8 protein-coding genes are annotated in these 13239 nt (G+C 74.9%); 1 reads left to right on the top strand and 7 read right to left on the bottom strand.

The window, feature by feature from the left end:
- Nucleotides 1-28: 28 nt before the first annotated feature.
- The 4 genes from OIE12_RS05350 to OIE12_RS05365 form a co-directional block, all read right to left on the bottom strand.
- The gene (locus OIE12_RS05350; protein ID WP_329132257.1) at nt 29-631 is read right to left on the bottom strand and encodes a GTP-binding protein; all 603 of its coding nucleotides are present in this window, start codon (nt 629-631) and stop codon (nt 29-31) included.
- A 99-nt stretch (nt 632-730) separates the two neighbouring features.
- Nucleotides 731-1141, bottom strand: a complete 411-nt coding sequence (locus OIE12_RS05355; protein WP_329132259.1) for a DUF742 domain-containing protein — start codon at nt 1139-1141, stop codon at nt 731-733.
- A gap of 9 nt (nt 1142-1150) precedes the next feature.
- On the bottom strand, nt 1151-1588 hold the full coding sequence (locus OIE12_RS05360; protein WP_329132262.1) for a roadblock/LC7 domain-containing protein: 438 nt from the start codon (nt 1586-1588) through the stop codon (nt 1151-1153).
- On the bottom strand, nt 1585-4395 hold the full coding sequence (locus OIE12_RS05365) for a sensor histidine kinase (RefSeq protein ID WP_329132264.1): 2811 nt from the start codon (nt 4393-4395) through the stop codon (nt 1585-1587). The genes OIE12_RS05360 and OIE12_RS05365 overlap by 4 nt, the downstream gene beginning before the upstream one ends.
- Nucleotides 4396-4825: 430 nt before the next feature.
- On the opposite strand from OIE12_RS05365, the gene OIE12_RS05370 reads away from it, so the two are divergent.
- Entirely contained in the window at nt 4826-5344 is a 519-nt protein-coding gene (locus OIE12_RS05370; RefSeq protein ID WP_329132265.1) for a hypothetical protein, read from the top strand.
- Nucleotides 5345-5386: 42 nt separating this feature from the next.
- Here OIE12_RS05370 and OIE12_RS05375 read toward each other — a convergent pair whose 3' ends face one another.
- From OIE12_RS05375 to OIE12_RS05385, 3 genes are all read right to left on the bottom strand, one after another.
- Complete coding sequence (locus OIE12_RS05375) at nt 5387-10483, bottom strand: hypothetical protein (protein ID WP_329132267.1); 5097 nt, start codon at nt 10481-10483, stop codon at nt 5387-5389.
- Between the two features lie 52 nt (nt 10484-10535).
- On the bottom strand, nt 10536-11423 hold the full coding sequence (locus OIE12_RS05380) for a hypothetical protein (protein WP_329132269.1): 888 nt from the start codon (nt 11421-11423) through the stop codon (nt 10536-10538).
- A gap of 81 nt (nt 11424-11504) precedes the next feature.
- Entirely contained in the window at nt 11505-13031 is a 1527-nt protein-coding gene (locus tag OIE12_RS05385) for a hypothetical protein (RefSeq protein WP_329132271.1), read from the bottom strand.
- Nucleotides 13032-13239 lie beyond the last annotated feature (208 nt).

A 13239-nucleotide genomic window follows, 5' to 3' on the forward strand; every position in this document is an offset into this window, starting at 1 on the left:
GCGTCGTGTGTGACTCAGTGGTGCGTGTTCAGAGGGTGACCGCCCGGCGGTCCGCGGCGTGCGTCATCGCGTGCTGGACGACCTCCACGAGGACCTCCTTGACCGACTCCCGCTCCCGGGCGTCGCACAGCACCACGGGGACCGCGGGGTCGAGGTCGAGCGCCTGCCGCACGGTGTCCGCCGGGTAGCGGGCGGCCCCGTCGAAGCAGTTGACGCCCACGACGAAGGGGATGGCGCGCCGCTCGAAGTAGTCGACGGCGGCGAAGCAGTCCTCCAGGCGGCGGGTGTCGGCGAGGACGACCGCGCCCAGCGCGCCGGTGGCGAGCTCGTCCCAGAGGAACCAGAAGCGGTCCTGGCCGGGCGTGCCGAACAGGTACAGCACCAGGTCCTCGCGGAGCGTGATGCGGCCGAAGTCCATGGCGACGGTGGTGGTGTGCTTGCCCTCGACGCCCCGGAGGTCGTCGACGGGGCGGCCCGCCTCGGTGAGGAGTTCCTCGGTGCGCAGCGGTCTGATCTCGCTGACCGCGCCGACCAGGGTGGTCTTGCCCGCCCCGAAGCCGCCGGCCACGAGGATCTTGAGCGTGACGGGCTCGACCGGCGGTGTGCCGCGCTCAGAACGCCCGAAGATCATCGTTTCTCTCTTTTCCTGCTCGTTCCGTGTCGCGTCGTGCTCGTTCGGTGGCGCGCGCGACGGGGGTCCGCGGGGACCCCTGCCGGGCCCGTAAGCGCTTCACAGCGCTCTGAGGCCGTTGATGACGTCGCGCAGAATGCTTTCGTCGACCAGTTCGGCCGGGGGCACGGGCCGGGACACGTGGACGAGTTCCTCGTCCACGAGGTCGCCGATCAGGACCCGTACGACGCCGATCGGCAGGTCGAGTCCGGCGGCGAGCTCCGCGACCGACTGCGGGGTGTCGCGGCAGAGCGCGACGATGTCCAGGTGTTCCGGGGACAGGGAGTCCGCCCCGGCCTCGTCGGCGCCCGGCTCCGCGAGCACGAGCGCGATCAGGTCGAGGCGGTGCTGGCCCGCGTGGCTGGTGCGGCCGCGGGTCATGGCGTACGGACGGACCACCGGTCCGGCGTCGTCGTCGAACCAGTGGCCGTTTCCCTGTCCCTGTCCGGGTCCCTGTCCCTCGGGGTTCATGCCCTGTCACTACCCGCCGGCGGGCAGATCGGTGCGCGGGGCGGCGCCGAGATGGGTGCCGACCCGCTTGACCAGCAGCGTCATTTCGTAGGCGACCTGCCCCATGTCCGCGTCCGCGTCCGCGAGGACGGCCAGACAGCTGCCGTCGCCCGCGGCCGTGACGAACAGGAAGGCCTCGTCGAGTTCGACCACGGTCTGGCGGACGCTGCCCGCCTCGAAGTGGCGGCCGACGCCCTTGGCGAGGCTGTGGAATCCGGAGGCGACGGCGGCCAGGTGCTCGCTGTCCTCCCGGCTCAGGTCCTTGGACGCCCCGGTGGGCAGGCCGTCGCCGGAGAGCACGATCGCCTTGCGGATGCTGGCGACCCGGTCGACCAGGTCGTCCAGGAGCCAGTTCAGCTCGCCGGGTGTGCCGGTCCGGTGGGCGCCTGCGTCCTTCGGTGCGGTCATCGACCGTCCCCCTCTGTCGTTCCTCGTGCCGAGCCGTCCGGTCCCTCGTCACCGGCGGCGTTCTCGTGGCGGCCGCGCTGCCAGCCCCGCTGGAGCGAGGCCATCCGGCTGCGGACCTCGTCCGCGTCGCGGTCGGCGGGGTCCGCCGCGTCCGTGCCGCCGGGCCGGGTGTCGGGGCCCTGCCTCAACTGCGGGGCGAGACTGGCCTGGCGTACGCGCCGGGGCAGCGGGCCCGCACCCGATTCTGCCTGGCCGGTCGCGGGGGCGATGCGGGGGGTGGGGTTCAGGGTGCCGGGCGCGGGGTGCGCGGCACCCGTGCCGGACGTTCGCCGGTCGTCGTGGGGACGTCCGGAGGCCCCGCGTCCGTCGCGGGGAAGACCGGTGTCCCGGCGGCTGTCACGCGGCAGCCCGGCGTCCCGGCGGTCCGTGGACCGGCCGTCGGTGTCCCCGACGCCCGCGTGGTCGCCGTTCTCGCCGTGCGCGCGGGCCTCCGAGGGGGCCTCGTCCCATCCGCCGCGCCGTGCGCGGTTGTCCGGTACGGGGCGGCCGTGCGAGCTGACGAGCTTGGGTGCCTGGCGGCGCGGCAGCGGTACGGGGCCGTCGGCGCGGGTCGGATCCTCGTGGCGGCCGGACCCGTCGCGGGCGTGCTGCTCGTCGGGCACGCCGGTGAGGGATCTGCGGGGCCCGAACAGCCCGCGGTGGCCGTCGTCCCCGGCGAGGGCGTCGGGGAAGCCCGTGAGCGTGTCCAGGTCGACGGGGGCCTCGAGTTCGACGGGTCCGTCCAGGACCGGCGCGGGCAGCCCGGGCCGGTCGCCCGGCATCCCGCCGAGCGCCGCGTCGTGGCCCGCCGTTCCCCTGGCCTTCTTGCCGGACAGCCGGTCCAGGCGGAAGCCGGTGCCGTTGGTGTCCGGGATGTCATCGGTGAGCAGGGTGTCCGGGATGAGGACGACCGCGGTGATCCCGCCGTACGGGGACGGCTGGAGGGAGACGCGGATGTTCTGCCGCTGGGCGAGCCGGCTGACGACGAACAGGCCGAGCCGGTCGGTGTCGGAGAGTTCGAACTCCGGGGTCTCGGCGAGCCGCAGGTTGGCGTCGAGGAGGGCCTCGGCGGCCATGCCGAGGCCGCGGTCGTGGATCTCCAGCGTGAAGCCGTTGGGGACGCGCTCGCCGATCACCTGGACCGCGGTGTGCGGGGGCGAGAAGACGGTGGCGTTCTCCAGGAGTTCGGCCACCAGGTGGGTGAGGTCGGCCACGGCGGGCCCGGTCACGGCGACCCGGGGAAGCCGGCGCACCTCGATGCGCTCGTAGTCCTCGACCTCGGCGACGGCGGCACGGACGACGTCCATGAGCTGGATGGGTTTGCGCCACTGCCTGGAGGGCGCGGCCCCGGAGAGGATGACCAGGCCCTCGGCGTGGCGGCGCATGCGCGTGGTGAGGTGGTCGAGGCGGAACAGGTCGGCGAGTTCGTCGGTGTCCTCGGTCCGGCGTTCCATGGTGTCGAGCAGGGTCAGCTGCTTGTGCAGCAGGACCTGGCTGCGGCGGGCGAGGTTGACGAAGACCTCGGAGATGCCGGCGCGCAGTTCGGCCTGTTTGACGGCGCCCTCGACGGCGGCGCGCTGGAGGGTGTTGAGAGCCTGGCCGACCTCGCCGATCTCGTTCTTGTCGTACTCCAGTCGGGGCGCCTCGGTCTCGACGTCGACCTGTTCGCCCGCCGAGAGCCGGCGCAGCACGCCGGGGAGCCGGACGCCGGACGCCTCGTGGGCCTCCTGGCGCAGCCGGCGCAGGTCGCGCACGAGGCCGCGGCCGACGCGGACGGAGAGCACGAGGGAGAACAGCAGGGCGACCAGGCCGAGGACGCCCACGACGGCGGCCTCGGTGATGGTGCGGACGGCGGCCGGGTGGACCCGGTCCTGGTAGCGGTCGGTGGCCGCGTCGTCGAGCGTGGCGAGCTGTCCGAGGACGCGGTCGCCGATGGCGTCCCAGCTCTTGGCGGTGACGCCCGGGGGCATCTCCTCCGGGTCCGTGTTGAGCACGAACTTCTCGGCCTCGCGCAGCGGTGCGGTGGGGGCGCCCTGCCAGAAGCTGTCGTAGCGGTCGCGTTCGTCGAGGGGCAGCTGGTCCATGCTGACCTCGTACACGGCGGAGCGCTGGGCGATCAGCTGGGAGATGTCCCGCAGTTCGGCGCGGGTGACCCGGCCGGCGACGAGGGAGGAGCCGAGCAGCGCGTCCTCGCGGGAGAACAGCTCGCGGGCGCGGGCCGCGTTGACGAGGGCGCGGTACTGCTTGTCCAGTTCCGTGGTGTCGACGACGTCGAGGGTGGCGAGCATGGCGTAGCAGGGGTCGACGACGCGGTTGTAGAGGTCGAGGGCCTGCGCGCGGGTGACGATGGTGCCGTCGACGCTCTCGCGCAGCGAGCTCACGCCCTTGAAGGCGTCCAGCACGGTGGTGAGGTGGGCGGAGTCGTCCGTGTCGAGCGCGTCGCGCACGTCGGAGCTCTTGACGTTGCCGCGCAGTGTGGCCATGGCGTCGTCCGTGGCGATCCGGGTGCGGCGCAGTGCGCCCTCAGCGTCGGAGGCGCGGGGGTCGGCGAGGTAGATGAGCGTCTGCCGCCGCTCCTGCTCCAGGGCGCGGACGGCGTCCTCGGTGGGGTAGGCGATCTTCTCGACGACGGAGGAGACGCGGAACAGCTGGAGCACCTCGCGGCCCATGAGGACCGAGGCGTAGCCCCAGACGGCGGTCAGGGCCAGCAGCGGCACCAGGAGCAGCGCCACGATCTTCCGGCGGATGGACTTCCCGCGAAAGCGCATGGCCTCCCCCAGCCGGCCCCTCTCCGTTCGGGGGCACACATGTGCGTCAACAAACGGCGTGAGCCTACTACTGCCGGGGGAAGAATCCGAAGCTCCACAGGTGTGCCCGGGAGCCGAAGGGGGAAAGCGGGAGAGGAAGTTGTCCCCCATGGGGGGCATGCGCGGATATTCGCCTCCGAACCCCCGGCGGCAGGGACCTCGGACATCTGACCGCAGAGATCGGCGAGTTGGCCGAAATTTTTCCTTCCGCGGGAATCTTCACGGAACCTGGATCGTCTTCTTCTACAGGGAAATCGGGGGCGGAATCGGCCACAGCTGCCGTATGCCGCACTCAGGCGGCGTAAATCTGTGCAAGCCGGGCAGCAGCTGGGAGACGGGTGTCGGACGACACCGGTGTGGCGGCCAGGGCGGCAGCGGGGAGGACGAGTTGATGGGGACGGCGGAGCGGAGCGAGGCGCCCGCGGGCGGGGCCGTCGGTCATCCGGGGCGCACGGAGGACGGCTTCTCCTTCGACCAGGAGCAGGAGGAACAGGGCGAGCAGGAGGCGACGTACGCGCGCCGTGCGCCGCTGTGGGTCGAGGAGCCTGCCCGGCGGCGCAGGCTGCCGGACCCGGTGCGGACGGCGGCCGTGCGCGCGGTGCTGCTCATCGCGGTGACGCTGGTCCAGGCGGTCACGGCGTTCCTGTGCACGCTGGCCGGTTCCTGGCTGGCCTTCCCGATGGTGCTGAGCAGCGTGGTCAGCACGGTCCTGGCGACCTGGGGCGTGCTGGACGTGTGGGTGACCCGGCAGGTGTGGAACCAGCGCCACGGCGTGGTGTCCACGCCGAGCGCGGCGGCCCGGGCGCTGCGGCGTGAGCGGCGCCGTGTCCGGCGCCGGGAGCGGTCCGCCGCGCGAACGCAGGAGCGCATACGCCGGCGGGGCGGCGCGGGGCAGTTGTCGCACTCCTGACGACTCCCCCGCAGGGCAGTTGTCACGCTCCTGACGACTGCCTCACGCGGACGGGGCGTCCGGTACCGGGCGCTTGAACATCCGGGTGGCCGTGATCTCGCTGTGGACCGCCTCGTCCGGGTCGGTGGGCCGGGGCAGTCCGGGGCGCAGATGTTCCTCGACGCTGATGTACTTCAGCCCCGCCCGCAGGTCGGCGTCGTTGCGCAACCGGATCACCAGGGGGAACTCGGCGAGCGCGGTCGTGTCGAACAGGCCGGTGGTGTACAGCAGCTGCACGCCGAGCGCGTCGGAGACGGCCCGCTGGAGCTCCAGCAGATAGGTGGCGTTGGCGCGGCCGATGGGGTTGTCGAGGAACAGGGTGCCGGCGTGCCGGTGCTTGTCACGGCCCCGGTCGTTGGAGCGCAGCGCGGCCATCGTGCAGTACAGCGCGATGGCGGCGGTGAGCAGCTGGCCCCCGGAGAAGACGTCCCCCATCTGTCCGACGGGCACGCGCTCGGCGCGCAGCACCGCATCGGGCTTGAGGATCTCCACGGCAACGCCCTTGGGGCGCAGGGCCGCGCCGACGCCGCGCAGCAGCAGGGACATGCCGTCCCGGCGCAGGTCGGAGTTCTTCTTGACGGCGGCGCGGGTGGCCTCGTCGATGACCTCGCCGAGCCGTTCGGTGAGCGTGGCCTGGTCGGGTTCGTCGAAGCGGATGCGGAGGAACTCCTGCCCGGACCACTCGCCGAGACCTTCGGGCAGCCGGGACAGGCGCTGCGCCGAGCGCAGGGTGGCGAGCGCGGACTCCACCAGTCCGCGCAGCCGGTCCACGATGGAGTCGCGGTTGCGTTCGAGCTGCGCGAGTTCGTCGGTGAGCACGCGCAGGCGGGGCGCGAACGCCTCCGCCCAGCGCCGGGCGTGTTCCGGCAGCGCGGAGGCGGGCAGTTCGCGGATCTGCTGCCGGGCCGGGGTGCGGACCTGTTCGTACCGCGTGGAGTTGGCGTGCCGGACGAGGACGTCGCTCGCCTCGCGGAGGGCGCCCTCGGCGGTGGACAGGTCGGCGGCGCACCCGCGCAGTGAGCGGCGGGCCTCGGCGGCCGAGTGCCGGGCCTCCTCCAGGGTGCCCGGGTAGGGCTCGGGTTCGGGCTGTTCCTCGTCGGTGGTGTGCTCGCGCAGCAGGTCGCGGAGCATCGCGGCGATCTCGTCGAAGCCGCCGGCCGCGTCCTCGGCGGCCCGGTGGGCGTCGAGGAGTTCGGCGTGGGCGTCCCGTGCCCCGGTCAGTTCCCCGGTGCGGGCGGCGAGTTCGGTGGTGGCGGTGCGCAGCAGGGTCTGGGCGTGCTCGGCGTCGCGGGGGACGAGGTCGTCGGGCAGCTCGGTGTGCGCCTCGCCGTCCTCCGGGGCGTGCCGTTCGGCCTCGCCGCGCAGCCGGCCGAGCTGCTCGCTCGCGGTGGACATCCGCGTCTCCAGGAGCTGGACCAGTTCCTCGGCGCGGGCGGCGGCGGCCTGGCGGGAGGGCCCGTCGGCGCCGTCCGGGGAGGAGAGGAGCTGTTCCGCGCGGGTGCGCACCTTGTTGGTGAGCCGGTCCAGTTCGCGGCGGGCGGCGGACTCCTCGCTCTCCGCCCGCGCCTGCTCGGCCCGCAGATCGGCGCCGACGCCGACCTTCTCGTACACCTGGGAGGCCGCCCGGTAGGCCTCACGCAGCGCCGGGAGCGACGACGTGGGCGCGTCGCCGTCCTCCTCCGGTACGTCGTCGGGGGCGCCGGCGATCTCGGCGCGCTCGGCGCGCAGGGTGCGGGCGGTGCGGCGGGCGTCGTCGGCCGCGCGCTGGGCGGCGCGGCGGTCCTCGTCGGCGGCGCGGGCGCGGTCCAGGCAGGACTGGGCGCGGGCCTCCGACTCGACGGCCTCGTCGGCGAGTTCACGGAGCCTGGCCTGCCAGCCGGCGCGTTCGCGGAGCCGGAAGGCGAGTCCGGCGAGCGCGTCGGCGGCGCGCCGCGCCCGTTGGGCGCTCTCCTGACGCTCGTCCCGGACGCCGGTGGCCTCCGCGGCGGCCTCGTCGGCCTCGGCGCGGGCCGTGCGGGCCTCGGCGAGTTCGGCCTCGGCCTCCTCGGCGAACGCGCGGGCCTCGGTGGCGGCCGCGGCGAGTTCGGCGAGGCGTCCGGCCGGGCAGCCGGTGCGCCAGGACGCCAGCCGGGCGGCCAGTTCACGGTCCTTGCCGAGGCGGGCGGCGAGCGCCCGGATCTCCTCGTCGCGTCGGATGGCGCGGGCGCGCAGCGCCTGGCGTTCCTCGTCGGCGGCGTGCTCGTCGTGCATGGCGGGGTTCGGCGGCACGAGGAACACCTCGCCCTCCTCCGCGCCGGGCGCCGGGGTCGGGGCGAGCAGCGCGGCGGCGGTGCCGACCGCGACGGCGGAGCGGGGCAGCAGCGCGGCCTCGCCGAGCGCCTCGCGGGCGCGGGCGTGCGAGGCGGGGTCGGTGATGATGACGCCGTCGACAAGTTCGGGCCGGGCGGCGAGCACGCGCGCGTGGTCGGCGGGGTCGACCGCCTGGGCGAGGTAGCGCCAGCCGGGGAGGGCGGGGATGCCGTGCTCGCCGAGGAACTCGACGGTGGCCAGTACGTCGGGGCCGGGCGGCAGCAGGCCGCCGTCGCCGAGGGCGCCGAGGATGCGGGCGTCGTCGGCGGCGGCGGTCCGCAGGTCGAACAGCTGCCGCTCGGCGAAGGAGACGGCGTCGTCGAGCAGCTCCCGCAACTCGTCGGCGAAGCGATCGAGTTGCTCGGGGGTGAGGGCGGAGGGCCCGCCGTCGGCGAGGGGGCGCGCGGGGCCGGATCCGGGGCGCGCGTCGGTTCCGGAACCGGCGTCGGCGTCGGCCGTGCGACCGGCTTCGGCTTCGGCTTCGGCTTCGGCTGTGTGGTCGTGGCCGGGGCCGCCTACGGGTCCCGCTCCGGAGCCGTCGCCAGTGGCAGCGGCAGCCTTACGGCCGGCTCCGCCGCGGCCGGCCGCGGCCGCAACCCCGGCCTCGGCGTCCGCACCCGCAGCGAGAGTCCCCTCGACGCCGGCGTCACCGACCGCGGACGCCGCGCCGGGCCCCGACCCGGAGCCCTCCCCGGGGACGCCCGGACCGGCCTCGCCGAAGGCACCCGAGCCCGCCTCCCCGGAGGCGCCGGCGGAGGCGCCGCCCGCGCCTCCGGTCGTAGCCGCCCCGGCGTCCGGGGCTGGGCCGGTCGAACCGTTCCGGTGACCGGACGAGGGCTCGGCGCCCGTTCGCTGGCCCGGTACCCCGGCGCGGCCGGGGCCGGACGGGCCGGATGCCGTCCTCGTTCCCGGTAGGCCGAGGAGTTCCGTGAGTCGCTCTTCGAGCGCCAGGGACTCGGCGAGCCGGCGTTCGGCCTCGTACGCGCGCGTGGCGGCCGTCGCCGCGTCGGCCGAGCGGGCCGCCGTCAGCTCCGCGCGGGACTCGGCCGAGGCCGCCTCCCGCGCGTGCTCCGTGGCCGTGCGGGCCGCCTCGCGTGCAGTGTCCCACGCCGCGACCGCCGTCTTCTCGGCGTCGCTGGCGGCGAGCGCGGCGCGGGCCGGGTCGGCGTCGGGGGCACTGTCGTCGAGCCAGCCGGCGCGCACCGCCTCGGCGGTCTCCTGCTCGACCTCGGTCAGCCGCTGGCGCAGGTGCCCGGCCTCGCTGCGGGCGCGCTGCGCCTCGGTGGCCGCCGCGGTGGCGTCCCGGTGGGCCGCCTCGCCCGTCTCCTGGAGCGCGGCCGAGCGCTCCTCCTCCTCGTTGGCGAGGCTCTCGGCGCCGTCGGCGGCCGAGCGCAGCGCCCGTACGAGGTCGACGGCGGCCTTGGCGCGGGCGGCGAGGGCGGGCGCCGCGTCCCGTTCGGCCTCGCGGATGGCGACGGCCACGCGCGCGGAGCGGTCGGCGGCGGCACGGTGGCGCAGTACGGCCTCGGCGGCCTGCCACGCGGAGTGCAGCGTGCGCGCGTCGGCCAGCTCGCGCTTCTGCGCGGCCGCCGTCTTCTCGGCGCCCGCGAGGGCCAGCGAGGCGTGCCGGTAGGCGAGTTCGGCGGCGACCAGCGCGGCCCGCTCGCGGGCACCCTCGGCGTGCGTGACGGCGTACGCGGCGGCGGTGACGCGCTGGGCGAGGTCCGCGGCGCGCAGCCGCTCCCGCACGCCCCGCGCGGACAGCCGCCGGGCGAGCGTACGGGTGCGCCGTTCGGCGCCCGCGTGGATGTCCCGCGCGCGGGCGCGGGTCTCGGCGGCCTCGACGATCCGGCCGAGCAGATCCACCGATCCGGCGGTGAAGTCGCGTTCGGCGATCAGTTCGGCGCGCCGGCCCAGTTTGCTGCCGAAGCCGCTGACCAGGTCGGCGAGTCCGTCGGTGTCCCGGGTGTCGGTGACGGCGCGCAGCAGCAGGTCGGTGAAGTCGGAGTCCTTCTTGACCGCGAACAGCCCGGCGGCCTCACCCTCGTCGGCGTTCATCTCCCGCTGGTAGCGGAAGAGTTCGGGGTCGAGGCCGAGATCGGTGAGGTGCTCGTTCCAGCGGTCGTGGATCTCCTCCCAGTGGACCTCCAGATGCGGGTATGCCTTGCCCGCGTCCGTGAGCGCGTCCCGGAAGCCCTTCATCGTGCGGCGCCGGCCGCGCGCGCCAGAGACGCCCTCGACGGGGGGCCGTACGGCGGTGGACTCGGCGACCGGCAGGTTGTCCAGGGTGAGTCCGGGGCCGGGCCGGAAGGAGTACCAGGCCTCGGCGAACTTGCGCGGGTCGCCCGAGACCTGGCGGCCGCGCCACTCGCTGGCCTTGCCGACCACGACGCATTCGCCGGTCAGCGTGTGCTGCCATTCCAGGGCCACGTGCCCGCAGTCGTCGGCGAGCAGGAACTTGCGCAGCACGCCGGAGCTGGCGCCGCCCAGGGTGTTGCGGTGGCCCGGCAGCATCACGGAGAAGATCAGCTTCAGCAGGACGGACTTGCCGCCGCCGTTCTCCAGGAAGAGCACGCCGGCGGGCGCGGGCCGGCGCGGCGGGCCGACCGGCTCCTCCTCGAAGAACTCCGCCTGCGCGGGCGCGGGGTCGGGCACGGGCGCGCCGACGCCGCGCAGGTCCAGCACGGTGTCGGCGTAGCGCGCGCCGGCCGGCCCGATGGAGTAGAGGCGGACCCGGGACAGTTCGTACATCGGCGGACTTTCGTCGGTCTTCTTCGGCGGATCGGGGTGCGGCGGTGGTGCGTTACGGCTGTGCGGAGTGGAAGGGCAGCCCGGCGTCGGCCACCAGGTCCAGGTCGTCGGCGTCGTCGGGGGGCAGCAGCGTCGGCGTGCCGTCGGTGACGGGGACGACGCCCAGCTCGAGGAGTTCGGCCATGGCGGCGCCGCCTGCCATGTCGCGGACCTGGAGCTGGTAGCGGGCGGTGGTGCGGTACGTGCCGCCGCCGTCGTCGCCGGTGCGCTGCAGGAAGCCGGAGTCGGTGAGGAAGGCGACGGCCTTGGCGATGATGCCGGTGGTGGAACCCGCGAGTCTGCGGGCGTCCTTGGTGGCGCCGGTGGCGCTGCGCCGGGCCCAGATCCGCCAGGCGGCCTCCAGCCCGGGGGCGTCGGTCGCCGGGTCGGTGTTCTCGCCCTGCGCGGCGGCCCGTTCCTCCAGGCGGCGGCAGGCCTGGCGGACGAAGGCGTCGACGCCGTTGACCGTGATCCGGCCGATGTAGCCGTCGTCGGCGAGGTCCTCGGGGCGGGGGAAGGCCAGGGCGGCGACGGCGAGATGGGCGAGGCCGTGCAGGAAGCGGTCCCCGGCGTCGGCGGACGTGCGGCGGGCGTAGTCGCCCATGCGGACGGCGAAGACGGAGTCCTCGGCGGCGGTGACGGCCATGCCCGCGCGCGGGGAGACCTCCAGGACCACCAGGCCGAGCCCGGCGGCCACGGCGTCGGCGAGCCGGGCGAAGGCCGGGTCCTCGCGGTGGCGGCGCAGCAGTTCGGCGTACTCCTGGTCGCGGGCGGGCTGCAGTCTGGGCTGCAGCCCGAAGGCGACGAGCCGCGCCGCGTCGGCGGCGTCGGCGGGCGTGACCCCGCCGCTCGCCGGGACGGCGACGGCCTCCGGCTCACTCCACTCGGCGGACTCGGTCACGGTCGGGGCTCCTTGGTGCGGGGGGTCAGTACGTCAGGGCGCAGGGCCGGCGCGCCGGGGCCGGGACGGCTTCGCGGGGCGTCATGCGGCATCCGAGCGGTCCGCCGCCATTCCCGCCGCGTCCAGCAGGGCCGTGCCGACGATGAGGTCGGCGCCGCCGAACTCCGGGTCGTCCAGCTGCGTGCCGTCGTCGACCGCGAAGAGCAGTTTCTCCTCGCCCTGGCGGTAGGCGGTGCCGACCGGCGGGCTGGCCGCGTGCACCGCCAGCAGGGCGACGAGATAGGGCAGGTCGCGGTCGCGGCGGCGGGCCTCGGCGAGCAGGCCGGAGAGCCGGCGGGGCGCGTCGGCGGGCAGGTCGAGCAGGTCCGTGGCGGCGGCGAGCTGCTCCTCGCTGAACCGGCTGTCGTCGGGGGTGGCGATGAGGTCCGGCTCGGGCATCTCGGCGCCGAGGTGCTCGCGTTCGACGGGCGGGGTGAGCAGCAGGTCGACGAGGTCCCCGACGCGGACGGAGGCGGGGGTGCGCAGCCCCGTGCCGCGGGCGAAGAACGCATCGGTGACGCGGACGGACCGCTCCAGTGGGAGCGGGAGGACCGGGGCGAGCAGTTGTCCGTACAGGTCCGTGCCGGACGCCGCCGTCACCGGGGCGAAGGCCTGGCGGTCCTGTTCGGCGCGGAACAGCGGGCCGGCCTCCAGCAGTCGGGACTGCAGCTGGGTGTGGCGGCGGATGCAGTCCTTGACGATGTCGACGAGTTCGGCGGCGCGCCGCTTGTTCTCGGGGTCCTCGGACTCGTCGCGCGCGCGGCGGATGTTGGTGAGGATCGCGTTCTCGTGGCGGTAGCGGTCGGCGACGTGGTCGAGGGCCTCGGCGATCATGTCGGGCACCGCGTTCAGCCAGTCCACCGCCCGTACGTTGCGCCGCGTGGCCTCCAGGGCGCGGCGCAGTGTCTCGGCGTACTGCACGGTGCGGTAGCGGGCCTGTTCGGCGGCGAGCTGGGCGTCGGCGAGGCGGCCCCGGCTGACGAGCACCTCCAGTTTGACCTCGGCGGCGATCTGCGCGCTGGTGACGTCGGTGTCGAGGGCGCCCACCAGGACGTTGACCGCCTCGTCGGTCGTGCGCAGGTAGACGCCTCCGCCGTAGCCGGGGACCTCCTCGACGAGTTTGAAGTCGTAGTCCCGGCGGACGTAGGTGCCGTCCGGGGCGAAGGTGCCGTAGACGGCGCGGAAGCCGCGGTCCACGCTGCCGACGTTGATCAGGTTCTCCAGGACCCAGCGGGCCACGCGTTCGTGCTCGGCGGCCGGGCGGCGGGGGGCCTGGGCGGCGATGCGCGGGAGGAGGCGGGAGACGATCTGTTCCTGGTCGGCGCCCGTGTCGAAGTCCATGTGGAGGGTGACGAGGTCGATGGCGGCGAGGGCGACCTCCGCCATGCCGTACACCGAGTACTCACCGGCGAGGTTGGCCTTGCGGGCGTCCAGGTCGTGCAGGGGCGCGGTGCAGGCGAGTGCGCGCAGGCGGCGGGCCAGGCCCTCGTCGGCGGCCGGTCCCGGGGCGGGGCGTGGGCCCGGCTTGAGCTGGGGCGGAACGCGGTCCGTCGGTGCGGGGGAAGTCACGGTGCACAGAGTAGGTCCTGGGTCTGACATCGGGCCAAACGGGGCGGAGGGCGCCTTCTCGGCGCGGTCTTGTGGCACGGGTGTGCCGGGTTCCGGCTGCCGCCGGGGGGCCTGGCCGTGGCGTTTTTTCTCGCCCCCGCCGCCCCTACCCTCCCCCAGGCTCTCGGCTTCGCTCGAGCAGGGGGGACCCCCATCATCCTCAACCTGG

Source organism: Streptomyces sp. NBC_00670 (genome assembly GCF_036226765.1).
Lineage (GTDB): Bacteria > Actinomycetota > Actinomycetes > Streptomycetales > Streptomycetaceae > Streptomyces.

Coding starts and splice junctions, on each gene's coding strand:
- OIE12_RS05350 (WP_329132257.1), bottom strand. CDS start 631: ATGATCTTCGGGCGTTCTGAGCGCGGCACACCGCCGGTCGAGCCCGTC.
- OIE12_RS05355 (WP_329132259.1), bottom strand. CDS start 1,141: ATGAACCCCGAGGGACAGGGACCCGGACAGGGACAGGGAAACGGCCAC.
- OIE12_RS05360 (WP_329132262.1), bottom strand. CDS start 1,588: ATGACCGCACCGAAGGACGCAGGCGCCCACCGGACCGGCACACCCGGC.
- OIE12_RS05365 (WP_329132264.1), bottom strand. CDS start 4,395: ATGCGCTTTCGCGGGAAGTCCATCCGCCGGAAGATCGTGGCGCTGCTC.
- OIE12_RS05370 (WP_329132265.1), top strand. CDS start 4,826: ATGGGGACGGCGGAGCGGAGCGAGGCGCCCGCGGGCGGGGCCGTCGGT.
- OIE12_RS05375 (WP_329132267.1), bottom strand. CDS start 10,483: ATGTACGAACTGTCCCGGGTCCGCCTCTACTCCATCGGGCCGGCCGGC.